Genomic DNA, 23,270 nt, shown 5'->3' with positions numbered 1-23,270 from the left:
AAAAAGCCGGACGGGATTCCCCCCCCTTCCGGCTTTTTTGTAGCTGACCAGTTAGTCCTGGTCGGCTTCCGGCGCCACCCGGTATAGGTTGTAGGTTACCTGGCCGGCGGTTTTCTGGCGGTGCAACTGCCAGCCTTCGGGTACCGATAGCCCGGTCAGTTCACTTTCGTGCTCCACATACACCCAGCTACCCGGTTTCACCCAGGGGCCACCGGCGATCAGTGGCAGCAGTCGCGCCAGCCAGCCCTGCCGGAAGGGGGGGTCCATGAAGATAATGTCGAACGGCGGTCGGTTCGGGCTGCGCAGGTAACCTTCCACGTCCTGGCAGACCACTTCGCCGTTTTCGGATTTCAACAGCCGCAGGTTATCCCGCAGGGCTGTAGCCAGTGGAGGGGTATGGTCCACCAGGGTTGCCTTTGCGGCACCCCGGGACAAGGCTTCCAGGCCCAGCGCGCCAGAGCCGGCGAACAGGTCCAGGCAATCGCTGCCGGCCAGGTGGAAGTTCAGCCAGTTGAACAGGGTTTCGCGGGTTCGGGCCGGGCTGGGGCGCACGCCGCCGGCATCCGGAAAGCGGAGCTTACGGCTGCGCCAGTCGCCACCGATAATGCGCAACTCGCCCTGTCCGCCGGCCTTGGCGGCGCCCGGGGCGGGTGTGCGTTGGGGTGGTCTGCGCTTGGCCATGGAGCTGCTCCGGTGGGTGAAACGGTGATCAGGTTCGGGCCGATATGTTACCGGAAAGCCCGCAGCAGGGGATAATCGGAGCCCCCATCACTTAGTGACGGCAGTCTGCTAGAATACTGGCTTTCTTTTCGCCCGCCCATTTTCAGACAGATGGTAAGACTATGACGGCAGAGTGGATTTCAATCGGCCTCCTGGCCCTTCTTGTCCTGTTCTTTGTGCTGGATATCGCCGGCAACCGCAAGCGCGCCCCGCGCCCGGAGAAGGTGCCCCAGCGCAAGCCGGAGGTGGCCAAGGGCCTGGCACCGGTTGCCCCGGAGCAAGCACCTGAACCGGAAGTACAGCCTGAGCAAGCGCCGGAAGCTCTCGTGGCTGAGGCCGCACCGGAGGCACCGCCCGAAGTGCCTGCCGAGCCGGCACCGGTAGAAGAAGCTGCTCCGGCCGTCGAGCCTGCTCCAGAGCCAGAGCCAGAGCCAGAGCCAGAGCCAGAGCCAGAGCCAGAGCCAGAGCCAGAGCCAGAGCCAGAGCCTCAGCTCAGTGTCTTCGAGCGCATCAAGAAGGGCCTGGGCAAGACCCGCGCCAGCCTGACCGGCGGCCTGGCGGACCTGTTCACCGTTGGCAAGAAGATCGATGAAGACCTGCTGGAGGAAATCGAAACCACCCTGCTGATGGCGGATGTGGGGGTAACGGCCACGTCGGAAATTATCGAATCCCTGACCGACAAGCTGGAACGCAACCAGCTGAAAGACGGCGAAGCCCTGCGCAAGGCCCTGAGGGAAGAGCTTCATGGCCTGCTCAAGGATGTGACCAGGCCGCTGGAAATCGATACCGGCAAACAGCCCTACGTGATCCTGATGGTGGGCGTGAACGGTGTTGGCAAGACCACCACCATCGGCAAACTCACCAAGAAATTCCAGGCGGAAGGTAAGTCGGTGATGCTGGCGGCTGGCGACACCTTCCGGGCCGCGGCGGTGGAGCAGCTGCAGGTATGGGGCGAGCGCAACAATGTGCCGGTTATTGCCCAGCACACGGGTGCCGACAGTGCCTCGGTGATTTTCGATGCCATTCAGTCTGCCCAGTCCCGGGGTACCGATATCGTGATTGCCGACACCGCCGGCCGGTTGCAGAACAAGGACAACCTGATGCACGAACTGGAGAAGGTGGTCCGGGTAATGAAAAAGCTGGACGATTCCGCGCCCCACGAAGTGATGCTGGTGCTGGATGCCGGCACCGGCCAGAATGCCCTGAGCCAGGCCCAGGTGTTCCAGCAGGCGGTGGGCGTGTCTGGCATTACTCTGACCAAGCTCGACGGCACGGCGAAGGGTGGTATCGTTTTCGCCATTGCCCGCCAGCTGCAGCTGCCTATCCGGTTTATCGGTGTCGGCGAGCAGGCGGAAGACCTGCGCAGCTTTGATGCAGAAACCTTTGTAGACGCCCTGTTCGACGACTGAAGTACCGGCCACGGAGCCCAAGCCCCCGATGATCGAGTTTCGTCAGGTAACCAAGCGCTATGACAGCGACCACACCGCCCTGCGCCAGGTGAATTTCCACCTGGACCGGGGCGAGCTGGCCTTTCTGACCGGCCACTCCGGTGCCGGCAAGAGTACCTTGCTGAAGCTGATCATGGTGATGGAGCGTCCCACCGCCGGTGAGGTGATCGTGGGCGGCCAGAAGCTCAACAGCCTGCCCCGGCGGCAGATTCCCTACATCCGCCGGCACATTGGCGTGGTGTTCCAGAACCACCAGCTGCTGTTTGATCGCACGGTGTTCGACAACGTAGCCATGCCGCTGGAAGTGATGGGTGCCTCGCCGGATGACATCGGTCGGCGGGTGCGGGCGGCCCTGGACAAGGTAGGCCTGCTGAACAAGGAAAAGATGAATCCCATGCAGCTGTCGGGCGGTGAGCAGCAACGGGTGGGCATTGCCCGCGCCGTGGTGAACAAGCCGCCGGTGCTGCTGGCGGATGAGCCTACCGGTAACCTGGACCCGGAGTTGTCGGCAGACATCATGCACCTGTTCACCGAGTTCAGTCAGGTGGGCGTTACTGTGCTGATTGCCACCCACGATATTGCCCTGATCGACCAGATGAACAAGCGCCGGCTGACCCTGGACCATGGCCGGATGATTGTCGGCGCAGATGCACCCCTGACCGGAGGTGTAAGTGGTTACTGACTCACGCCAGAAGCCAGAGAAGCGCCGGGGCGCCAACCGGGGCCGCTCACCGGCCTCGAACCAGGCCCGGAGTTACCTGGACCATCACCGCAAGGTGGCGAAAGATTCCGCCCAGCGGCTGTGGCGCAGTCCGGTGGCCAGCATGATGACCTGGATGGTGATGGGTGTGGCCCTGGCTTTGCCGGTGGCGCTGTTGCTGTTGCTGGGTAGTTTGCAGGGCGTGAGTGCCGGCTGGGAAAACAGTGCCCGGATTACCGCCTACCTGTCACTGGATGTGCCGGTGGAGCAGGCCCGGGAGCTGGCTTCCGAGATTGACGGTGATGGCCGGGTGTTGTCGGTAGAGATGGTAGACAGGGACCAGGCCCTGGCTGAATTCCGGGTGTCGTCCGGGCTGGATGATGCCCTGGATTTCCTGGACGACAACCCGTTGCCTCACACCCTGCTGGTAACGCCGGAAGACAGTGCCCGCTCTGCCGACGGCGTGCAGGCCCTGGTGACCTTTATGGAAGGCATGGATGCCGTCGAGCGGGTCCAGGTAGATCTGGGCTGGCTGCAACGGCTCAATGCCATTACCGATATCCTGGCGAGGGCCGTCTGGGCGTTGGCGCTGTTGCTGGGTGCGGCGGTGATCCTGGTGATCGGTAACACGGTGCGGCTTTCCATCGAGAACCGCCGGGATGAAATCCTCGTGGCCAAGCTGGTGGGAGGCACCGATGCCTTCGTACGCCGGCCCTTTCTTTATACTGGCGCCTGGTTCGGTTTGGGCGGCGGCGTGGTCGCCTGGGTGTTGATCCAGGTTTCGCTATGGTGGCTGAACGGCCCCATCGAGCGGCTGGCGAGCCTTTACCAGAGCGAGTTTGTGATTCACGGCCCGGGCTTTGATGGCGCCCTGGCATTGATTATCACAGCCATGGTGTTAGGCTGGCTTGGCGCCTGGGTGGCAGTGAAGCGTCATCTGGATGACATAGAACCGGGCGATATTGCCGGAGGGTGATCTGGATAACGGGAAAACCGTATTGAAAATACAGCTTGTTCCAGCGTAGCTTGGTGACCGGTTATCGACGCTGGAATGGCATTCAGGAATTCCCCAGATGTATGATTTTTAACGTGTTACTGGGAAGTTCGGGAACTAATCAGGTGCTTGGCGGTCAAAGTTTCAGTTGTTATATTTAACGGCTGTCAGGTTCGGAGGTTATTGCATGGGTACGAGTTTACAGCTGGTTGACAGACTGGTTCCGGGCGCGAATCTCGAGTCTTACATTCAGGCTGCGAGTCGCATTCCGGTTCTCTCAGTTGACGAGGAGCGGGAGCTGGCAGAACGGCTTCACTATCATGGCGACGTGGAAGCCGCCCGTCATCTGGTGCTCTCCCACCTGCGCTTTGTGATTCACATCGCCCGCAGTTATTCAGGCTATGGCCTGGCTCAGGCTGACCTGATCCAGGAAGGTAACGTGGGCCTGATGAAAGCGGTCAAGCGCTTCAACCCGGAGTATGGCGTGCGGCTGGTGTCGTTCGCGGTGCACTGGATCAAGGCAGAGATCCATGAGTTCATTCTGCGCAACTGGCGCATTGTGAAGGTGGCCACCACCAAGGCCCAGCGCAAGCTGTTCTTCAATCTGCGCAGCCAGAAGAAGAAGCTGGCGTGGCTGAACCACGATGAGCTTCAGGCGGTCGCGAAGGACCTGGGGGTAGAGCCCAGGGTGGTGCGCGAGATGGAAGGTCGTCTGGCATCCCAGGATACCGCGTTCGACGGTCCGATGGATGACGATGAAGACAGTGCCTACCAGGCGCCGGCGTATTATCTGGAAGATCGCCGCAGTGATCCGGCGGTGCAGCTGGAGAATGCCGACTGGTCAGAGGACTCCAACGGCCGGTTGATGCAGGCGATGGAAAACCTGGATGAGCGCAGTCAGGATATTCTTCGCGAGCGCTGGCTGACCGAGAGCAAGTCGACGCTGCATGAGCTGGCGGACAAGTATGGTGTGTCTGCGGAGCGGATTCGGCAGCTTGAGAAGAATGCGATGAAGAAGATCAAGTTGCAGATGGCCGAGGTTGCCTGAAGCTGATCATTGGCCCTTGGGGTTTGAAAACGCCACCACCGTTCGCGGTTGGTGGCGTTTTTGTTTGTATAATCCGTCCACTGACAGTTACCTGAGAATTGGGGGCGGAAGCGCTTGGGAGGGCCTTTCCAAAAACCGCTCCTTGCGGCACATCCCTGTGGCGCTTCTGCTCCGCCATCCATGGCTCCGCAAATTTTTGGAAAGGCCCTCCCAAGCGCTTCGTCAATCTCCGTGCGTGTAGGAGTAACAAAGATGACTCAAAAGAACCTTCGAATTGCCTTTCTCGGTATTGGCCTGATGGGCGCGCCGATGACCCGTAACCTGCTGGATGCAGGCTTTCCGATGACCCTGTGGAACCGGACAGCCAGCAAGTGTGAGCCATTCCGGGAGGAGGCTACGATTGCGGCGACGCCGGCCGAGGCGGTGGCGGACGCGGATGTGGTGATCACTATGCTGGAGAACGGGCAGGTGGTTGAAGATGTGCTGGTGCATCAGGGCGCGATCGGGGCGTTGAAGGCGGGGGCGCTGGTGGTTGATATGAGTTCGGTGCAGCCGTCGCTGGCCCGTGAGTTGGCGGGGTTGGTTGGCGAGCGTGGGGCCGGGTTTGTGGATGCGCCGGTTTCCGGGGGTACGGTGGGGGCTGCGGAGGCTCGGTTGAGTATTATGGCCGGGGGGTCGGAGGCGGATGTTGAGCGGGCGTTGCCGGTGTTCGGGGCGTTGGGCAAGTGTACCCGGATCGGGCCGGTGGGGGCCGGGCAGTTGGCGAAGCTGGCGAATCAGGCGATTGTGGGGATTACCATTGGTGCGGTGTCTGAAGCCTTGTTGCTGGCGGCTAAGGGTGGCGCGGATCCTGCGGCGGTGCGGGAGGCGTTGCTGGGCGGCTTTGCCGGTAGCCGGATTCTGGAGTTGCACGGGCAACGGATGATTGACCGGGACTTTGCCCCCGGGGCGCCGGCGCGGATTCAGTTGAAGGATATGCGTATGATCCTGGATGAGGCCCGGGCCGAGGGGCTGACGTTGCCGCTGGCGCAGCAGACTCATAACGAATATTTGTCGCTGGTGGCCAATGGCCACAGCGATGTGGACCACAGCGGTTTGTTGCTGGAGCTGGAGCATATGAACGGGGCCTTGCTGGGTTCGCTGGGCCGTGGGCCAAAGGGCTGAGGAGACGCTGATGCCACGTTTTGCTGCGAATTTGTCCATGTTGTTTGCCGAGGTGCCGTTTCTCGAGCGTTTCGAGCGTGCTGCAGCTTCGGGTTTCAGGGCGGTGGAGTACCTCTTTCCCTACGAGTGGCCGGCAGAGGAGCTGGCGCAGAGGTTGCAGGCTAACGGGCTGACCCAGGTACTGTTCAACCTGCCGCCGGGGGACTGGCAGGCGGGGGAGCGGGGAATTGCCTGTTTGCCGGACCGGGTTGAGGAATTCCGGGCTGGTGTCGAGCAGGGCATTGCCTATGCCAGGGTGCTGGGTAATACCCGGCTCAATTGCCTGGCCGGGCTCAAGCCGGCGGAGCTTTCAGAGGAGGAGGCCTGGAGCACGCTGGTTGCAAATGTTCAGTACGCGGCGGACCGCTTTGCCGAGGCGGGGCTGACACTGTGCCTGGAGGCGATCAATTCCCGGGTGGATATGCCCGGCTTCCTGCTGGATACCACCGGCAAGGTGATGGAGCTGATTGAAGCGGTGGATGCCGATAACGTGCGCCTGCAGTACGACATCTACCACATGCAGGTGATGGAAGGGGACCTGGTTCGCTCCATGGAGTGCCTGCTGCCCTGGATCGCCCATATTCAGTTTGCCGATAATCCGGGACGGAACGAGCCCGGTACCGGCGAGATTAACTTTTCGAATGTTTTCGCTGCCCTCGACAGGATGGGCTACGCTGGCTGGGTCAGTGCCGAGTATCGGCCTTCTGCTGTAACCGAGGCGTCTCTGGGCTGGTTCCGGCCCGGTTGTTGACCGTCGTCATAGGCGACACCCTCTTACAAGATCGTAACTGGCCGGGTTCCGGTGTTATTCGTAACCTTGTAAGCAACCAAATCCGCTATCAGGAGGAGTCACCGGTGAAAGCGCTGGTAATCGAAGACGATCAGGATGTAGCAAGTTACCTGGTGAAGGGGCTGAAGGAGTCTGACTTCGTGGTGGATCATGCGGCCGACGGCAAGGAAGGCATGATGATGGCGGCCAGTGAAGAATACGACATCATGATTGTCGACCGCATGCTGCCGGGCATGGATGGGCTATCCATCATCAAAACCGTGCGGGCCACCGGCAACCAGACCCCTGTGCTGATTCTCAGTGCCCTGGGTGATGTGGATGACCGGGTGGAAGGCCTGCGTGGCGGGGGCGATGATTACCTTACCAAGCCGTTCTCGTTCACCGAGTTGCTGGCCCGGATCGAGTCGCTGATCCGCCGTAACCGGCAGGCGGCTGAAACCGAAACTGTACTGAAGGTAGCAGACCTGGAAATGGACCTGCTGGCCCGAACCGTGAAGCGCGCCGGCCATAATATCGATGTCCAGCCCCGGGAATTCCGCTTGCTGGAATATCTGATGCGCAACGCGGGCCAGGTGGTTACCCGGACCATGTTGCTGGAAAAAGTCTGGGACTATCACTTTGACCCCCAGACCAACGTAATCGACGTGCACATCAGCCGTCTGCGCGCCAAGATCGACAAGGAATTCGACACACCCTTGCTGCAGACAGTTCGGGGTGCAGGATACATGCTGCGTGAAACTGCTTAGTCAGCTCAGAACGTCATCGTTCCAACTGGCACTGCTTTATATGGTGGTGTTTGCCACCTCTGTATTCCTGCTACTGGCATTCATCTACTGGCGCACCGCCGGCTTTATGACTGCCCAGACCGACGAGACCATCGAGGCGGAAATCGCCGGTCTGGCGGAACAGTATCGCGGGCGTGGCGTGAACGGGCTCATTACCATCATCCGTGAGCGTGTCGCCCGGGATCCGAACGCCAAGTCCATCTACCTGCTGACCACCGATGACTTCCTGAAACTGGCCGGAAATATTGAAACCTGGCCGGAAGGCAGTCGTTCTTCCGATAGTGGCTGGATCAACTTTACCCTGAACCCGACCGTGGGCTGGCAGGGGCCGGAACGCCTGGCCCGCGCCCGTATCTTTGATGTCCAGGGTGGCCTGCGCCTGCTGGTCGGCCGGGATGTGGATGAGCTGACCAGCCTGAAACGGGTGATCGAGACCGCCATCAACTGGGGCATGGGTATCACCCTGGCCCTGGCCCTGCTGGGTGGTTTTCTGATGAGCCGAAGTACCACGCGGCGCATTGAAGTAATCAACAACACCTCGCGACGGATTATGAACGGGCACTTGTCGTTGCGGATACCCACCCGGGGTACCGAAGACGACTTTGACCAGCTGGCCGAAAACCTGAACCAGATGCTCGACCGGATTGTTTACCTGATGGAAGGTATCCGGCATGTATCGGACAGCATCGCCCACGACCTTCGCACCCCGCTGACCCGACTGCGTAACCAGCTGGAAAACACCCTGATTGCTGTGGATAACGACGAGGCCCGTGAACAGGTAGGCCGGGCGGTTGCGGAAGCCGATCAACTGCTGGCGACTTTCAACGCCCTGCTGCGGATTGCCCGGCTGGAAACCCGGGGTAATTCCGCCGATATGAAGGTGGTGTCGCTGGATGAGCTGGTCAGTGATGCCTGCGAGCTTTATGAAGCCCTGGCGGAAGACAAGGAGCAGACCTTTACCCAGGAGATGGCCTCCGGGGTGATGATTGAAGGTGATCGCGACCTGTTGTTCCAGATGGTCAGCAACCTGATTGATAACGCCATCAAGTACACCCCCGAGCATGGTGGTATCGTGGTGGCGGTCCGCCGGGAAGGTGCTGCGGCGGTGTTTGAAGTGCGGGATTCCGGTATCGGCATTCCGGACGACGAGAAAGACCAGGTGTTCCAGCGTTTTTACCGGGTCGGCAAGAGCCGGTCATTGCCGGGTAATGGTTTGGGGCTGAGCCTGGTCAGTGCGGTGGCCGAGATTCACCAGGGCCAGATCCTGCTCAGCGACACCCATCCGGGCGAGGAGCCGCCGGGGCTTACGGTCAGTGTGCGCATGCCGGCCTTCACCGGCGTCCGAAAGCGGATCAAGGCCACCACGGTGGAGCCTGCAGCGGATTCCGCTGATGAACGAACGTCAACGGCGGAACCCGGCAAGGCCTGACTGCTTACTGGCTGGCGCGGAACCGGTTTACCCGGTTGAGTACCGGTCCGATGACGATGTCGGCCCGGCTTTCGACGGCCTGTGCCAGCTGGTCAAACTGGGCGCGACGACGGTCAACCCTGGCCTGCAGGCTGTCCCATTCCCCTTCCAGGTGTTTCTGTTCTGCCATCACAAAGGCGGCAATATTGTGCCGGTTGAGTTTGCTGGTAATGCCCATGTCGTCCAGGCGGAAGCCCAGGGTATCAATGCCTTCCAGTGCCAGGTTCAGCAGCTTCTTGGTGTTCATCGGTGTGTCTCCGTTAACAGGGAAATCGGGTCAATTACCTGCAAACTAATGGCGGGCGCTAGAGTGTTCAACCTAATTTCCGGCCGGAGCCAAGGGCGTGATGTCTTGCCAAAAGGTAATTCCGTGGCCACAGGCAGGTAATGAGAGGTGAGGATAATGGGTACTGTAGATGCGGAGGCGGGTGACCCGTTGCCTGCCTCCCCCTCCAGCACAGCGCTAGCCTTAACCCCGTTACCCGCGGGGTTTTTTTATGGCTGCTGGTAACAGATTCGATCGATTTCCCACAGCTTGGTCGACTCCGGCGTTCTCACCCTGATTTCGTCGCCTTCGCTTTTGCCGAGGCAGGCTTTGACCACCGGCGCATGCACCGAGACGTAGTTGTTTTTGCCGTAGATCTCGTCCGGCCCGACAATCCGGAAGGTGAGTTCGTTGTCGTCCTCGTCCACCAGGGTTACCCAAGCGCCGAAGAAGGCCTTGCCTTCCTGCACCGGGCTGTACTCCACCACCCGCAGTTTCGACAGCCGGTTTCTCAGGAATCGCACCCGCCGGTCGATTTCGCGCAATCGCTTCTTGTTGTACTGGTAATCCGCGTTCTCTGAACGATCGCCCAGGCTGGCCGCCCACTGTACCTTCCTGGTCACTTCCGGGCGTTCCTTGCGCCACAGTTCGTCCAGTTCCTGCTGCAATTCGGCATAGCCTTCCGGGGTAATAACGTTGGTGTCCATAAGGCCTTCAAAGGTCAGGTGAAAGAGTTTGCCCATTCATATCGCCGGGGCGGATCCGGGTCAACTGCTGAATGGCCTGCAGGGACACGTGAAGGTGGTCACACTTTGACCAGTCTTGCCGGAAAACTCCCGGGGTTGGCGATAAACTGAACAGACTAAGTGTGCGCAGGGCGTCATCAGTGATGTGCCGCACCGGATAGCCAGGATTCAGGAAGATACCATGAGCAGCAACAGACAGAGCACAGAGCAACCGTGGCTAAGGCCGCCCCTTATGGCGGGTATGGTGCTGGCTATTACGGTGCTGGTGCCGGCTGTGGTGCAGGCGCAGAGCGCGGAGTCTGCTTTCGAACCTGAGCAGCGTTCAACCATTGACACCATCCCGTTCCGGGCCATCGAAGAGGAAGCCCTGGCGAACACGGTGATCGAGGGTGGCCTGGAGGCGCCGGCAGCCGGTGTGCCGGTGCAGGCAGGAAAAGATGATGACTTCTACCTGGACCCGCTGGCGTTTCAGCCCAGGGACGACCGGACTGACCTGGGCCGCTCGGAAATTCCCGTGGATATCCGTTTCAGCAACCCGAAGGTGATTCCCGGCCAGACCCACAGCAACAACTATGTGATCCGGCCACCGGAGAACCGCACCTACGACACCTTCAATCTCAACATGACCGAGCGCCGGTAGCCGTCAGGCCGCCGATTCCAGCGCCACCGGTTTGCCCAGCACATCCCGGTAGAAAAATGTCAGTGCCTGGGTAGCCTGGTTCAGCCGGGCCCGGGACAACTGCATCTTGTCACTCAGATACGCCAGAAACTGCCTTTGCTCTTCTTCGGCAAGGTTGTCGGGGTCGGTCAGATCGTGAAACAGCACAAAGCGGCTGATCCAGTGCAGGTAGGTTTGTTCGGCACGTTGATTGAGCTGGTGTTTGCGAATGGCCGCCTGAACTTCGTCGACCATGCCGGGCCGTGACTGCTCCAGCGCCTGGGTAATATTCATGTTACGCACTCTTCCGGAAAGCTTGTTGTTGTTATGGTGCGCGCATCATATGACAAACGTTTGAATGGTGCAAAAAAGACCTGCAGCCACCGGGCGAGGGGCTGTCTGCCCGGAGCAGGGGGCTCCGGGCCCAGGGCTCGCCTCGGTTACTTCAGGGCTTCCAGCTTGTCGATATACTTCTGCATGGCTTCGTCGCTGGAGGTGCCTTTGACCTTTTCCCAGGCGTCGTACTTGGCACGGCCAACAAAGTCCATCATGCCCGGGCGCTTGCCGGAAACATCGCCTTCGGTTGCTTGCTTGTACAGTGCGTAGAACTCCAGCTTCAGTTCGTTGGAGGGTTTGAAGTCGCCTTCGGCGGACTGGATGTAGTTTACCGCGTCATCGAATTTCGCTTTCAGGTCACTCATGGTCTGGCTCCTTGGTTTTAATGGTTTTTTCCTCTGAGGGTGGGCCGAGTATAGCCCTGGTGTGAATCGCCGTCATTGACTGAAAGCGCGTTATGGCGGGCGGCAGGGCAATCTGGCAAAAGTTTGCCCGACTGCACATTTCAGGTCATTTCTCGCCAGCGCCTGCTTGAGAACAGCGGATCATCTGTGTACAGTTTGCGCCGTTGCCTGCCAGGATGGCCGGCTTCAGGGATTGAACGACACTGCAAATGAATTGCACAGGGAGCACGCCATGTCTGCCAAAGACGGTTCTGTCGCGCCTAAAGAGCGCATCAATATCAAGTATGTCCCCGCCACCGGCGACCAGCAGGCTGAAACCGAGCTGCCGCTGAAAATGTTCGTGGTTGGCGATTTCAAGGGCCATGCTGAAGAAACCCCCATCGAAGACCGCAAGGCCATTTCCGTTGACAAGAACAACTTCCGTTCGGTCATGAAGGAAGCGGGCCTGACCCTCTCCACCACCGTTTCCAACAAGCTCGAAGACAATGCCGACGACCTGCCGGTGAACCTGGACTTCCAGGGCCTGGACGACTTTTCTCCGGACAGCATCGCCCGCCAGGTGCCCGAGCTGAAAAAGCTGATCGAACTGCGCGAAGCCCTGGTTGCCCTCAAGGGCCCACTGGGTAACGTACCGGCCTTCCGCTCCAAGCTGCAGGAACTGCTGGACAACGACAGCGCCCGGGAAAAACTGCTGGCGGAGCTTGAACTGGCCACCGACGGCGGCGAGTAAGCGCACCACCGGAACCCGGTAACCAACACCGATTATCAATCACGTACTGAAGGGATGTGGTATGTCTGATACTGCTGTGCAGCAATCTGCTGCCTCCGAATCCGTAGCACAAGGGTCCTTGCTGGACCAGGTTATGGCCAACAGCCGCATGGCACCGGCCGACGAAGGTTACGATGTTGCCCGCAAAGGGGTGGCCACGTTTATCGCCAACCTGCTGAAGAGCGACGAAAAAGGCCAGCCGGTCAACAAGGCCCTGGTGGACCAGATGGTGGTGGAGCTGGATCGCAAGATCAGCGCCCAGATGGATGAAATCCTGCACGCACCCAAGCTGCAGGAACTGGAATCGTCCTGGCGTGGCCTGAAACTGATGGTGGATCGCACCGATTTCCGCGAGAACATCAAGGTGGATATCCTCCATGCCACCAAGACCGAACTGCTGGAAGACTTCGAATTTGCTCCGGACGTGACCCAGACCGGCTTCTACAAGCACATCTATGCGGCCGAGTATGGCCAGTTCGGTGGTGAGCCGGTGGGCGCTATTGTCGGTAACTACGCCTTCAGCCCGTCAACACCGGATATGAAACTGCTGCAGTACGTGTCGTCCGTGGGCGCCATGTCCCACGCGCCGTTCCTGTCCTCGGTTGCACCGTCGTTCTTCGGTGTCGACAGCTACCAGGAACTGCCGGCCATCAAAGAGCTGAGTGCCGTTTTCGAAGGCCCGAAATACGCCAAGTGGCGTTCCCTGCGTGAGTCCGAAGATGCCCGTTACCTGGGCCTGACCGCGCCGCGCTTCCTGCTGCGGGTACCTTATGATCCGACTGAAAACCCGGTGCGCAGCTTCAACTACAAGGAAGATGTCTCTGGTGACCACGAGCATTACCTGTGGGGCAATACCTCCTACCTGCTGGCCACGCGCCTGACCGAAAGCTTCGCCAAGTACCGCTGGTGCCCGAACATCATCGGCCCGCAAAGCGGTGGTGCGGTGGAAGACCTGCCGGTGCACACCTTCGAATCCTTCGGCCAGCTGGAAGCCAAGATCCCGACCGAAGTGCTGATCACCGACCGCCGTGAATACGAACTGGCGGAAGAAGGCTTCATCGCCCTGACCATGCGCAAAGGCAGCGACAACGCGGCGTTCTTCTCCGCCAACTCGGTACAGAAGCCCAAGCAGTTCCCGAACACCAAGGAAGGCAAGGAAGCGGAAACCAACTACAAGTTGGGCACGCAGCTGCCGTACATGATGATCGTGAACCGCCTGGCCCACTACATCAAGGTACTGCAGCGCGAGCAGATCGGTTCCTGGAAGGAGCGCCAGGACCTGGAGCGGGAACTGAACACCTGGATTCGCCAGTACGTGGCCGACCAGGAAAACCCGCCGGCCGACGTTCGCAGCCGCCGTCCGCTGCGCGCCGCCCACGTGGAAGTCTCCGATGTGGAAGGCGATCCGGGCTGGTACCAGGTCTCCCTGGCCGTGCGCCCGCACTTCAAGTACATGGGTGCCAACTTCGAACTGTCGCTGGTTGGCCGCCTGGACAAGGATTAATCCGTGTTCGGCGACACCGGCACGGACGGCGTTCGCAATACCGGCAGCCTGTTTGAACGGCTCGAACAGGCTGCTGCCCCCCCGGGGCAGGGAATGGGTGAAGTGACCCATGTGGTGGAATCCATCAAGCGCCACCTGGTGCGCCTGCTGAACGCCCATCCGGGCAACAGCGCCAGCGTACCGGATCTCGGGTTGCTGGATTTCAACGATGCCACCCTGGGTACGCTGGATCTGAGTATCCAGATTCGGGGGGCGATTCGTCAGTGCATCGAGAAGTTTGAGCCGCGGGTGAAGCGGGTGGATGTGGTGGCCTTGCCGCCGGGGCCGGACCCGTTGCAGTTGAAGTTTCAGGTGACGGTTTACCTGCAGGTTGCCGGGAGTGACGACCGGACCACCATTGACCTGGTCCTCGATGATAAGCGCTATTACCGGGTTATCTGAGTCGGGGCCTGCTTGGTACTGGGGCAGACATTGGAGTTCGGAGGGGACGGGGATGCTTTTCTTCTGGGAAAAAACAACTCGCTTCGCTCAGACATCTTTTTTCCCGGCAGAAAAGCATCCCCGCCCCCTCCGGCAAACCTGAGTGTTTGCGGTCCGGGTGACTTTGACGGCAAGTATGAGAGACGGGGTGTGGGTAGCCTTTCCAAAAGTGTGCGGAGCCATGGATGGCGGAGCTCAAGCGTCCCACGGACGGGCTTGAAGCGTCTTTTGGAAGGCCTACCCTCATCCTGGCTCGGAGCCAGACAGGCCGAAGTAAGGGTGCAGTAACAAGGTGCAGTAAACAATGAAGTTGAACAGGTTCTACAGGGATGAGTTGAGCTTTCTGCGGTTGCAGGGCAGGGAATTTGCCGAGGCGCATCCGCAGCTTACCCGCTTTTTGTCCGAGCAAAGCACCGACCCCGATGTGGAACGGCTGCTGGAAGGCTTTGCCTTTCTGACCGGCAAATTGCGGGAGAAGGTTGAGGACGAGTTTCCTGAGCTGACCCATTCGCTGCTGAACATGCTCTGGCCGAATTATCTACGGCCGGTGCCCAGCTGCACCATTATGCGCTTTGACCCGCAACTGCACGCGATCAGCGAACGGCAAACGGTGGAGCGCTATACCGAAATCAAGAGCCGGCCCCTGGGCGAAGCCAGCCGCCAGACTCAGTGCCGGTTCCGTACCTGCCGGGCTGTGGATATCTTTCCGGTCAGTGTGGCGGAGGCCCATGCCGAGCATTCCCGGGAAGTGTCTTCCGTTACCGTCGACCTGGCCCTGCATACGGACCAGCCGTTGAATGGTCTGGGGCTGGACAGCCTGCGGTTCTATCTGGGTGGGGATAACCACACCGCTGAAACCCTGTACCTGTGGCTGAACCATTACCTCAGCCGTATGGAGCTGGTGGTGGGCGAGAACGTCTACAACCTGCCGTCGTCGCTGTTGCAGCCGGTGGGTTTTGCGGCGGATGAGGCGATTCTGCCGTATCCGAAGAATGCCTATGCCGGGTACCGCATTATCCAGGAGTACCTGAGCTTTCCGGAGGCTTTCCGGTTTGTGGATATCGGCGGGCTGAAGTCCCGTTTGCCGGCGGTGCAGGCGGATGAGATCAGTCTGCGTTTTCATTTCAGCCGGATTCTGCCACCGGATGCCCGGGTTACCCGGGACTCCCTGCAGCTGTACTGCACGCCGGCGGTGAATCTGTTCAGCCACGAAGGGGAGCCGGTGGATTTGAACGGCCGGCAGACCGAGTACCGTATTTCGCCCTCCAGCCGCTGCCCGGAGCATTTTGAAGTGTTCAGTATCGAGCAGGTGGAAGGCTGGCTGGAAGGGCGTTCCGGGCGCGGTGAGCCTCGGCTGTATACCGCGTTCGAGAGTTTCCAGCACGAGGTGGAGCGGGATCGGGGCCGTACGGCGCTGTATTACCGGGTGCGTACCCGTGAAAGCGTGCGCGGTGATGGCTTTGATCACTACATCTCGTTTGTCAGGGGCGACGAGTCCGAATGCATGAACCGCCAGGAAGCGGTGTCGCTGACGCTGACCTGCACCAACCGCCAGCTGCCCCAGCAACTGGCGGTGGGGGAGATCTGCATGGCCACCGAGACCACGCCGGCGTTTGCCTCGTTCAGCAACATTACCCGGCCCACGGCCACGCTGCGGCCAACGCTGGATGGCAGCCTGTTGTGGACGCTGATTTCCAATCTGTCCCTGAACTACCTGTCCATGCTGGATGTGGATGCCCTGCGCACGGTACTGCGGGTGTACGACTTCCGGGCGCTGGTCGACCGGCAGGCGGAACGGGTGTCGCAGAAACGGTTGGCGGGCATCAGTGAGATCACCACCCAGCCGGTGGACCGCATGGTGCGGGGCTTGCCGGTGCGGGGTATCCGCTCGGTGCTGAAGCTGGATCAGCAGAATTTCGGCAGCGAGGGCGATCTGTACCTGTTCGGAACGGTACTGAGTCAGTTCTTTGCGCTTTACGCGAGTATTAATGCCTTTCACCAGCTGGAAGTGGTGAATACAGACAACCAGGAACGGTACACATGGACGTTACAGCAAGGTCAGCAGCCGCTGATGTAGCCGGGCTGGAACCTGTCCTCGGCAACGCGCGGCGGTACAGTTTTTTTCAGTTGGTGGACCTGATTCACCGGCACCACGGCGACGACCTGGAAAACTCCGGCAACGGCGAGCCCCGGCAGGAGCGTATCCGGTTCTCGGCCTCGGCCGGTCTGGGCTTTCCGGGCAGTGATGTGGTTTCGGCCCTGTCGCCGGAACATGAACACGCGCCTTACCAGATGGAAGTGAGCTTCCTCGGCCTGCATGGCTCCCAGTCGCCACTGCCCGGGTACTACCTGGAGGACCTGGCCTGGGAAGCGGGCCAGGATCTGGGGGTGCGCCGGCACTTCCTGGACTTCTTCAATCACCGGCTGGTGACCCTGTTTCACCGGGCCTGGCGCAAGTACCGGTATTACGTGCGGTTTCAGCCGGGTGCCAGCGATGGCTTTTCCGAGCTGGTGTTTGCCCTGGTGGGGCTGGGTGACAGCCGTCTGCGGGAAGCCACGCCGGTCAACTGGTCCAAGATGCTGGCCTACGCCGGCCAGATGGCGGGCCGCAGCCGGTCGCCGGACGTGGTCAGCGGCATTGTCGCGCACTGTTTCGACCTGGAAGACGTCAGCATCGAACAGTGGGTGTTGCGCAAGGTGGCCATCGGGCCAGACCAGCAAACACGGCTGGGCCAGGCCAATGCCAGCCTGGGCCAGGACACCCTGGTGGGCTCCGGCATCCGGGATCGCAGCGGCAAGTTTATCCTGCGCCTGCGCAACCTGAGTCGGTCCCGCTTTGCCGATTTTCTGCCCAACGGACGGGACCATGAGCGGCTGGTGAAGCTGGTGGAATTCACCACCCGGGAGCAGCTGGCCTACGACCTGGAACTGCAGATGCGGCCCAGGGATATCCGGCCCATGCAGCTGGGTGAGGATGTGCGCCTCGGCTGGAATTCATTTGTAACACCGGAGCGGGCCCGTGAACGCCCGGCGGTGCGCATCCAGATACGACGATAAGGCAAGGAGCCAGACAGGTGTCAAACCGGACAGCAGCATTAACCCTGGTGATCATCAACCCGACCGAAACCGGCGGTGGTGCCAGCATTGAACACAAATTCAGTACCGGTGGCGGCTCTATCGGCACGGCCGCCAACGATACCTGGCGGTTGTCGCCCCATCGCACCGGGGCTGTAGCCGGCCATGCCGAGGTTCGTTACCTGGATGGCGGCTTCTGCTTGATCGACCGTAGCGGCCGAACCTACATCAACAGCAGCAGCCAGCCTGTTGGCCGGGGCCGCAGGGCGCGGCTGAACCATGGTGACACACTCACCATTGGCCGGTACCGGATGCGGGCAGAGCTCAATGGCGAGGCGGCCGTTAACAGCGGGATGGAAGAAGACGCCGGCCAGCATAGACAACTGGTGGATGTAGCCGAAGGCTCGTTGTTGCGGTCGGAATCCGGCCAGGCGCTGCCGGATGGCCGCGAGCCTCTTGAGGGACTGCACACCCCGGCGGGGGAGCCGATCAGCGAAGACCCGCTGGCTCCCTGGCCAAACACACAGGAGCGACAGGGCATGTCAGAGTCCACGGAACAGAGTCGGGAAGCCAAAGACACCAGCCGGCAACACATCAGCGGTGCCCCCCTGATGCGCGGTATGGAAGCCGAGATTGACTTTGCCGACAGCGATGAAATGCGCCTGTTTCTGGAAGAGGCCGGCCAGACCCTGAAAGCCACGGTCGAAGGCCTGCTGGCCCTGCATCAGGGTGAAGATTCGCGGCACCGGGCCCTGCGCACCCGCCTGCAGCCGATTGAAGACAACCCGTTGCGCCTGGGTGACGACTACACCTGCACCATGCAGACCCTGTTTGCCGCCGAGCGCAGCCCGGTGCACTTGTCTGCCCCGGCTGCAGTTCGGGAAAGCCTGGAGAGCCTGAACCATCATCAGCAGGCCACCCGTGAAGCCATTCGGGAAGCCCTGGAAGCGATTCTTTATGCCTTCTCACCGGAGGCCCTGTTGCGCCGGTTCCACGGTTACCGCCGTGGCCTGCAAGACAACGAAGACGAAGGCCGCTGGGCCTGGAACATGTACCAACACTATTACCGCGAACTCAGATCCAGTCGTCAGCAGGGTTTCGAGCGCCTCTTCCAGGAGGTGTTCGACCAGGCTTATGACCAGCATCTGCGCCAACTACAGAGGGAGAATGTTTGATGAAGTACTGCAAATGGAGCTTGCTGGCGGTTGTTATGTTTTTGGTGGGGTGCAGCACCCCGTACAACGCGGTGACCAAGACCGCCAAGGTGCTGTGGGATCCCGACATTCCCGTGGGCTATCCGGAAGACCTGCCCAGCCGCGTGGACCTGACCATGCTGGCGGAACCGAATGTAAACCCGAACGAATCCCTGGCGCCCACGCCCATTGCGTTCCAGATCATCGAGTTGCGGGACAGCTCGCTGCTGATGGCCGGTGACTTCGACCAGTTGCTGACCGACCTGGAAGATTCCCTGGGCCGCAACTATGTGGACCACAGCGATTACACCCTGGTGCCGGGCCAGTTCAAGTTTGTGGAGCCGTTCGAAATCAGCAAGGACACCCGGTTTATCGCTGTGATTGCTTTCTATGCCTACCCCAACCTGTCCCAGTGGAAAAAGGTGGTCAGGGTGGACCCCATTGGCGGCCGCTACCACCTGTTGGTCAACCTGCGCGAGCGGGAAGTGAAACTGACACGTTCGGATGAAAGCTGATGGCAGTCACCAACCGAGTGGTCTGGAGTGACGGGCTGTTCATCAAGCCCCAGCATTTCCAGCAGCAACAAAGATACCTGGAGCACCAGATTAACGAGCGGGCGCTGGCGGTGTCTGACTACCTGTATGGCTTCAGCGACCTGGAACTGAACGCCGAGTACCTGAGCTTTGGCCGGGTCGGGCTGGTGCGGGCCTGCGGGCTGTTTCCGGACGGCACCCGGTTCAACCTGCCCCAGGACGACGTAATGCCGGAGCCCCTGGAAATCACCGATGCCTCGGTGGCCAACCAGGTGGTGTTCCTGGCACTGCCCCTGGGCAGCGATACCCTGGCAGAAGTGGAATGGCCGGATGCCCCGGTCGCCGGCCGGTTCCGGGCCCAGGCTGTAGAAATCCGCGACCTGCATTCGGTGGATGGCGATGCCCACAGCATCGATGTGGGCCGGGTGGCGCCGCGATTGATGCTGGAGCGGGAAGACCGCAGTGCCTACGCCAGCCTTGCCGTTGGCCGGATCCTGGAAAAGCGCCCGGACGGCAGCCTGGTGATGGACCCGAACTTCCTGCCCACCATGCTCAGTGTGCGTTCTGCACCCCGGCTTCAGCGGTTTGTCGGAGAGATGGCCGGGCTGATGCAGGAGCGGGCCCGCAACATTGCCGAGCGCGTGGGTGCGCCGGGGCAGGGTGGTGTGGCCGATGTGTCGGACTTCATGCTGTTGCAGATGCTGAACCGTGCCCACCCCCGGTTTATGCACCTGGCACGGCTGCGCCAGTTGCATCCGGAACGGCTGTATGAGGTGTTGCTGGAACTCTGCGGCGAGCTGGTGACCTTCACCGACGAAAGCCGGTTGCCACGGGAGTTCACCCCCTACGACCACGACCTGCCAGTGGCGTGTTTCAGCCCGCTGATGCAGATTCTGCGGCAGGCCCTGAGTACCGTTCTGGAGCCGCGGGCCTTGTCGATCGCCCTGCAGCAGCGCCAGTACGGCCTGACGGTGGCCCCGGTCCAGGATGGCCAGCTGATCAGGGACGCCGAGTTCATCCTGGCGGTGAAGGCCGACATGCCGCTGGACGACCTGCGCAAACAGTTTGTGCAGCAGTGCAAGGTGGCCTCGGTGGAGAAAATCCGCGATCTCATCAGCCTGCAGCTGCCTGGCATTCCGCTGTCCGCCTTGCCGGTGGCACCGCGCCAGTTGCCGTATCACGCCGGATTCGTGTACTTCCGGCTGGACGACCAGAGCCAGGCCTGGCAGATGCTCGATAACGCCAGCGGCTTCGCCTTCCATGTGGCCGGCAGTTACCCGGGGCTGGAAATGCAATTCTGGGCAATCAGGAGCTAGATCATGACAGATGCACCGGTAATGGACAGACCGCGCAGCACCAGGGATTCGGGTGATCGTGCATTCAGTGACCTTCTGTTTGCCGACAACGACAGCCCGGGTTCCCGCACTGACTTTGCCAACAGCGGATTTCAGCTGCGGGGGCAGGAAGAAAACCGCCTGATCGACGCGGCGACACCGCTGCTGGGGCTGGTTATCCGGGTTCGTCGGCTGGCGGATTTCTGCGATGTGGAAAGCCTGTACCAGCAGGTAACCGACGAAGTGGCGGCCATCGACCGTGAACTGGTAGAGCAGGGCTACGAACGCCCCACGGTGGTGGCATACCGCTATGTGCTGTGCGCATTTATTGACGAAGCGGTGCTGGGCACCGACTGGGGCGCCCACAGTGTGTGGTCACAACACTCCCTGTTGTCCCGCTTCCACAACGAAACCTGGGGTGGTGAGAAGGTGTTCGCCATCCTGGCCCGGATGGAAAAAGAGCCGGAACGCTACCGGGACATGCTGGGTTTCATCTACCTGTGCCTGTGCCTGGGTTTTGAGGGCCGTTACAAGGTGATGGAAAACGGCCGGGATGAATACGAGCAGATTGTCCGGGGCCTGTACGAACAGCTGCGGGAACTGCGCGGTGACCGGGAACCCCGGCCGCTGACGGATGCCTCGGCAAACCTGGCCCCTGCCCGTAACCGGTTGCGCACCGGGTTGCCCGCCTGGCTGATCGGGGGGGTGTTTGTGGCGGCCATGGCCGGGATTTATCACCTGTACAACATTGCGCTGAACGAACGCATCAGGGATGTGCTCAGCGTACTGGACCAACTACCGAAATAAGGACATCACTGTGATTCGGGTAGAACTGCCGGCGCTGATCGGGCGCCTCAACGACATTTCACGCCAGGCCCTGGAAGCCTCCGCCGCCCTGTGTATCAGCCGTCAGGGCGCCGAGATTACCCCGGCGCACCTGCTGTTCAAGCTGCTGGAAACACCGTTTTCTGACGTGCGCCAGATCCTGGAACACACCGGCATCAACCACCAGCAGCTGCAACCGCTGGTGGGCGACAGCCTGAACGGCGAACCGCAGACCGCCGAGCCGTATCCCTCGTTCTCGCCGCTGCTGGTGGAGCTGCTGCAGGATGCCTGGTTGTTGGCCTCCACCGAACTGGGCCACACCGAACTGCGCTCCGGTGCCGTGTTCCTGGCCCTGCTGATGAACGCCGACCGCTACCTGATGCCCCGGGTGGCCCGGGCCCTGGTGGACATAAACCGGGAACAGCTGCGTAAGCAGTTTGACCGGGTAACCGAAGGCTCCGTTGAGCGCCCGCAACTGACCGAAAACGGCGCGGCCAGGCCTGTGGCGGATGCCGACATGGACCCGCTCAAGCGTTATGCCACCGACTTCACCAAGCTGGCCCGGGAACAAAAGCTGGACCCGGTGGTGTGCCGCGATGCCGAGATCGACCAGATGATCGATATCCTCTGTCGCCGCCGCAAGAACAACCCGATTGTGGTAGGTGATGCCGGCGTGGGCAAAAGTGCCCTGGTGGAAGGTTTGGCCCTGCGGATTGTGAATGGTGACGTACCGGACCGCCTGAAAACCGTTGAACTCTGGACCCTGGACATGGGCGCCCTGCAGGCCGGAGCTTCCGTTAAAGGTGAGTTTGAGAAGCGCTTGAAGGGCGTGATCGAAGCCGTGAAAGGTTCTGTTACGCCAATCATCCTGTTCATCGACGAAGCCCACACCCTGATTGGCGCCGGCAACAGCGAAGGCGGCTCCGACGCTGCCAACCTGCTCAAGCCAGCCCTGGCCCGGGGCGAGCTTCGCACCATCGCCGCCACCACATGGCGCGAATACAAGAAATACTTCGAGAAAGACCCGGCCCTCAGCCGCCGCTTCCAGCCGGTTGCCCTGGACGAGCCGACCCCGGGCGAAGCCGTGCACATCCTTCGCGGCCTGCGTACCGTCTACGAAAAAGCCCACCAGGTACTGGTCGCCGACAGCGCCCTGAAAGCCGCCTCGGAAATGTCTGCCCGCTACCTGGCGGGCCGGCAGCTGCCGGACAAAGCCATCGACGTACTGGATACCGCCTGCGCCCGGGTCAGCCTGAACCTGAGCACCCCGCCACGGCGCCTGAGCCACGTGCGCAGTGAGCTGCACCAACTGGCTATGGAGCAGGACCTGCTGAGCCGGGAACACGCCCTGGGCCAGAACGTCGACACCGAGCGGGAACAGGAACTTGAACAACTCATTGCCGACCTGACCGCCGAAGCCGAAGCCCTGGAGCAAAGCTGGAACGACCAGCGAGAACTGGTAGCCCGACTGGTCGAAATCCGCGAACAGCTGCTGACCGGTGAACAGCCTGGGGCAGAAGCAGATGAAAACGCTGCTGATCTGGAAACCGAAGAGCGCCCGGACCTGAAAAGCGAAGCCGCCGCCATCGAACAGGAACTGGCCGAGCTGCAAGCTGATGAACCCCTGGTCCATGCCCGCGTGGACGCTCGCCAGGTCGCCGAAGTCATCGCCGACTGGACCGGCATCCCGGTCAACCGCATGACCACCGACGAACTGGAAAAAATCACCCACCTGCCGGCCTACCTGCAGGCCCACATCAAAGGCCAGGACACCGCCATAGACTGCCTGCACCAGCACCTGCTCACCGCCCGCGCCGACCTGCGCCGGCCGGGCCGCCCCATGGGCGCCTTCCTGCTGGTGGGCCCCAGCGGCGTTGGTAAAACCGAAACCGTGGTGCAACTGTCCGAACTGCTCTACGGCGGCCGCCAGTTCCTCACCACCATCAACATGTCCGAATACCAGGAAAAACACACCGTCTCCCGCCTGATCGG

Annotated in this window: 24 protein-coding genes; 19 read left to right on the top strand and 5 right to left on the bottom strand. The window is 60.9% G+C overall.

Annotation, left to right across the window (positions count from 1 at the left end; translation table 11 throughout):
* Window positions 1-51 precede the first annotated feature (51 nt).
* Entirely contained in the window at window positions 52-681 is a 630-nt protein-coding gene (gene rsmD / locus B2589_RS05885) for a 16S rRNA (guanine(966)-N(2))-methyltransferase RsmD (protein ID WP_286815934.1), read from the bottom strand.
* Between the two features lie 161 nt (window positions 682-842).
* Between rsmD and ftsY the strand changes: the two genes are divergently transcribed.
* The 8 genes from ftsY (at window position 843) to B2589_RS05845 (ending at window position 9,117) form a co-directional block, all read left to right on the top strand.
* Window positions 843-2,129, top strand: coding sequence for a signal recognition particle-docking protein FtsY (gene ftsY / locus B2589_RS05880; RefSeq protein WP_286815933.1), 1,287 nt, complete (start codon window positions 843-845; stop codon window positions 2,127-2,129).
* A 28-nt stretch (window positions 2,130-2,157) separates the two neighbouring features.
* The gene (gene ftsE / locus B2589_RS05875) at window positions 2,158-2,850 is read left to right on the top strand and encodes a cell division ATP-binding protein FtsE (RefSeq protein WP_094624851.1); all 693 of its coding nucleotides are present in this window, start codon (window positions 2,158-2,160) and stop codon (window positions 2,848-2,850) included.
* The gene (ftsX, locus tag B2589_RS05870; RefSeq protein ID WP_022990398.1) at window positions 2,840-3,844 is read left to right on the top strand and encodes a permease-like cell division protein FtsX; all 1,005 of its coding nucleotides are present in this window, start codon (window positions 2,840-2,842) and stop codon (window positions 3,842-3,844) included. The genes ftsE and ftsX overlap by 11 nt, the downstream gene beginning before the upstream one ends.
* 205 nt (window positions 3,845-4,049) lie before the next feature.
* Window positions 4,050-4,910: an RNA polymerase sigma factor RpoH gene (rpoH, locus tag B2589_RS05865; RefSeq protein WP_058342077.1), complete on the top strand. Its 861-nt coding sequence runs from the start codon at window positions 4,050-4,052 to the stop codon at window positions 4,908-4,910.
* Between the two features lie 252 nt (window positions 4,911-5,162).
* Complete coding sequence (locus B2589_RS05860; RefSeq protein WP_286815932.1) at window positions 5,163-6,074, top strand: NAD(P)-dependent oxidoreductase; 912 nt, start codon at window positions 5,163-5,165, stop codon at window positions 6,072-6,074.
* Window positions 6,075-6,084: 10 nt separating this feature from the next.
* A complete protein-coding gene (gene hyi, locus B2589_RS05855) occupies window positions 6,085-6,864 on the top strand; it encodes a hydroxypyruvate isomerase (protein ID WP_286815931.1) in 780 nt (259 codons plus the stop codon).
* A gap of 104 nt (window positions 6,865-6,968) precedes the next feature.
* Window positions 6,969-7,649, top strand: a complete 681-nt coding sequence (locus B2589_RS05850; protein WP_022988601.1) for a response regulator transcription factor — start codon at window positions 6,969-6,971, stop codon at window positions 7,647-7,649.
* A complete protein-coding gene (locus tag B2589_RS05845; RefSeq protein ID WP_036219200.1) occupies window positions 7,636-9,117 on the top strand; it encodes a HAMP domain-containing sensor histidine kinase in 1,482 nt (493 codons plus the stop codon). The genes B2589_RS05850 and B2589_RS05845 overlap by 14 nt, the downstream gene beginning before the upstream one ends.
* A gap of 4 nt (window positions 9,118-9,121) precedes the next feature.
* On the opposite strand, the gene B2589_RS05840 is transcribed toward B2589_RS05845, so the two are convergent.
* Together B2589_RS05840 and greB are read right to left on the bottom strand one after the other, a co-directional pair.
* Window positions 9,122-9,403: a hypothetical protein gene (locus B2589_RS05840; RefSeq protein WP_022988599.1), complete on the bottom strand. Its 282-nt coding sequence runs from the start codon at window positions 9,401-9,403 to the stop codon at window positions 9,122-9,124.
* Between the two features lie 248 nt (window positions 9,404-9,651).
* Window positions 9,652-10,128: a transcription elongation factor GreB gene (gene greB, locus B2589_RS05835; RefSeq protein WP_036219280.1), complete on the bottom strand. Its 477-nt coding sequence runs from the start codon at window positions 10,126-10,128 to the stop codon at window positions 9,652-9,654.
* A gap of 220 nt (window positions 10,129-10,348) precedes the next feature.
* Between greB and B2589_RS05830 the strand changes: the two genes are divergently transcribed.
* Entirely contained in the window at window positions 10,349-10,807 is a 459-nt protein-coding gene (locus tag B2589_RS05830; RefSeq protein ID WP_228285830.1) for a hypothetical protein, read from the top strand.
* Between the two features lie 3 nt (window positions 10,808-10,810).
* Here the strand turns inward: B2589_RS05830 and B2589_RS05825 are convergent, their stop codons facing one another.
* Both B2589_RS05825 and B2589_RS05820 read right to left on the bottom strand, forming a co-directional pair.
* Complete coding sequence (locus B2589_RS05825) at window positions 10,811-11,119, bottom strand: site-specific integrase (RefSeq protein ID WP_022988596.1); 309 nt, start codon at window positions 11,117-11,119, stop codon at window positions 10,811-10,813.
* A gap of 146 nt (window positions 11,120-11,265) precedes the next feature.
* The gene (locus B2589_RS05820) at window positions 11,266-11,526 is read right to left on the bottom strand and encodes an acyl-CoA-binding protein (RefSeq protein WP_022988595.1); all 261 of its coding nucleotides are present in this window, start codon (window positions 11,524-11,526) and stop codon (window positions 11,266-11,268) included.
* A gap of 271 nt (window positions 11,527-11,797) precedes the next feature.
* Here B2589_RS05820 and tssB point away from each other — a divergent pair, with 271 nt between their 5' ends.
* From tssB to B2589_RS05770, 10 genes are all read left to right on the top strand, one after another.
* On the top strand, window positions 11,798-12,295 hold the full coding sequence (tssB, locus tag B2589_RS05815) for a type VI secretion system contractile sheath small subunit (protein ID WP_199456173.1): 498 nt from the start codon (window positions 11,798-11,800) through the stop codon (window positions 12,293-12,295).
* Window positions 12,296-12,356: 61 nt separating this feature from the next.
* A complete protein-coding gene (gene tssC / locus B2589_RS05810; RefSeq protein ID WP_286815930.1) occupies window positions 12,357-13,838 on the top strand; it encodes a type VI secretion system contractile sheath large subunit in 1,482 nt (493 codons plus the stop codon).
* 3 nt (window positions 13,839-13,841) lie between these two features.
* The gene (gene tssE / locus B2589_RS05805) at window positions 13,842-14,279 is read left to right on the top strand and encodes a type VI secretion system baseplate subunit TssE (RefSeq protein WP_199456174.1); all 438 of its coding nucleotides are present in this window, start codon (window positions 13,842-13,844) and stop codon (window positions 14,277-14,279) included.
* Between the two features lie 343 nt (window positions 14,280-14,622).
* A complete protein-coding gene (tssF, locus tag B2589_RS05800; protein WP_286815929.1) occupies window positions 14,623-16,395 on the top strand; it encodes a type VI secretion system baseplate subunit TssF in 1,773 nt (590 codons plus the stop codon).
* A complete protein-coding gene (tssG, locus tag B2589_RS05795; protein WP_286815928.1) occupies window positions 16,359-17,375 on the top strand; it encodes a type VI secretion system baseplate subunit TssG in 1,017 nt (338 codons plus the stop codon). The genes tssF and tssG overlap by 37 nt, the downstream gene beginning before the upstream one ends.
* A 17-nt stretch (window positions 17,376-17,392) precedes the next feature.
* Window positions 17,393-18,568 carry a type VI secretion system-associated FHA domain protein TagH gene (tagH, locus tag B2589_RS05790; protein ID WP_199456177.1) on the top strand — a complete coding sequence of 392 codons (1,176 nt, stop codon included), beginning with the start codon at window positions 17,393-17,395 and terminating at the stop codon, window positions 18,566-18,568.
* Window positions 18,568-19,101, top strand: coding sequence for a type VI secretion system lipoprotein TssJ (gene tssJ / locus B2589_RS05785; protein WP_232901852.1), 534 nt, complete (start codon window positions 18,568-18,570; stop codon window positions 19,099-19,101). Before tagH ends, tssJ begins: the two co-directional genes overlap by 1 nt.
* The gene (gene tssK / locus B2589_RS05780; protein WP_286815927.1) at window positions 19,101-20,435 is read left to right on the top strand and encodes a type VI secretion system baseplate subunit TssK; all 1,335 of its coding nucleotides are present in this window, start codon (window positions 19,101-19,103) and stop codon (window positions 20,433-20,435) included. The genes tssJ and tssK overlap by 1 nt, the downstream gene beginning before the upstream one ends.
* A 3-nt stretch (window positions 20,436-20,438) precedes the next feature.
* Window positions 20,439-21,260, top strand: coding sequence for a type IVB secretion system protein IcmH/DotU (gene icmH / locus B2589_RS05775; RefSeq protein ID WP_286815926.1), 822 nt, complete (start codon window positions 20,439-20,441; stop codon window positions 21,258-21,260).
* A partial coding sequence (locus B2589_RS05770) for an AAA family ATPase (RefSeq protein WP_286815925.1) occupies window positions 21,226-23,270 on the top strand: 2,045 nt, incomplete at its 3' end. The genes icmH and B2589_RS05770, both read left to right, overlap by 35 nt.

This window comes from Marinobacter sp. UBA3607 (assembly GCF_002375525.1).
Classification (GTDB): Bacteria; Pseudomonadota; Gammaproteobacteria; order Pseudomonadales; family Oleiphilaceae; genus Marinobacter; species Marinobacter vinifirmus.
The sequence above is the reverse complement of the archived record's forward strand: the minus strand, read 5'-3'. Positions and strand labels throughout refer to the sequence as shown.

Bases quoted from the DNA above. Each gene is read 5' to 3' on its own strand.
- ftsE (WP_094624851.1), top strand. From the start codon at position 2,158: ATGATCGAGTTTCGTCAGGTAACCAAGCGCTATGACAGCGACCACACC.
- B2589_RS05840 (WP_022988599.1), bottom strand. From the start codon at position 9,403: ATGAACACCAAGAAGCTGCTGAACCTGGCACTGGAAGGCATTGATACC.
- greB (WP_036219280.1), bottom strand. From the start codon at position 10,128: ATGGACACCAACGTTATTACCCCGGAAGGCTATGCCGAATTGCAGCAG.
- icmH (WP_286815926.1), top strand. From the start codon at position 20,439: ATGACAGATGCACCGGTAATGGACAGACCGCGCAGCACCAGGGATTCG.
- tssF (WP_286815929.1), top strand. From the start codon at position 14,623: ATGAAGTTGAACAGGTTCTACAGGGATGAGTTGAGCTTTCTGCGGTTG.
- hyi (WP_286815931.1), top strand. From the start codon at position 6,085: ATGCCACGTTTTGCTGCGAATTTGTCCATGTTGTTTGCCGAGGTGCCG.
- tssC (WP_286815930.1), top strand. From the start codon at position 12,357: ATGTCTGATACTGCTGTGCAGCAATCTGCTGCCTCCGAATCCGTAGCA.
- tssJ (WP_232901852.1), top strand. From the start codon at position 18,568: ATGAAGTACTGCAAATGGAGCTTGCTGGCGGTTGTTATGTTTTTGGTG.
- ftsY (WP_286815933.1), top strand. From the start codon at position 843: ATGACGGCAGAGTGGATTTCAATCGGCCTCCTGGCCCTTCTTGTCCTG.
- B2589_RS05825 (WP_022988596.1), bottom strand. From the start codon at position 11,119: ATGAATATTACCCAGGCGCTGGAGCAGTCACGGCCCGGCATGGTCGAC.
- tssG (WP_286815928.1), top strand. From the start codon at position 16,359: ATGGACGTTACAGCAAGGTCAGCAGCCGCTGATGTAGCCGGGCTGGAA.
- rpoH (WP_058342077.1), top strand. From the start codon at position 4,050: ATGGGTACGAGTTTACAGCTGGTTGACAGACTGGTTCCGGGCGCGAAT.
- B2589_RS05830 (WP_228285830.1), top strand. From the start codon at position 10,349: ATGAGCAGCAACAGACAGAGCACAGAGCAACCGTGGCTAAGGCCGCCC.
- B2589_RS05820 (WP_022988595.1), bottom strand. From the start codon at position 11,526: ATGAGTGACCTGAAAGCGAAATTCGATGACGCGGTAAACTACATCCAG.
- B2589_RS05860 (WP_286815932.1), top strand. From the start codon at position 5,163: ATGACTCAAAAGAACCTTCGAATTGCCTTTCTCGGTATTGGCCTGATG.
- rsmD (WP_286815934.1), bottom strand. From the start codon at position 681: ATGGCCAAGCGCAGACCACCCCAACGCACACCCGCCCCGGGCGCCGCC.
- tssK (WP_286815927.1), top strand. From the start codon at position 19,101: ATGGCAGTCACCAACCGAGTGGTCTGGAGTGACGGGCTGTTCATCAAG.
- tssB (WP_199456173.1), top strand. From the start codon at position 11,798: ATGTCTGCCAAAGACGGTTCTGTCGCGCCTAAAGAGCGCATCAATATC.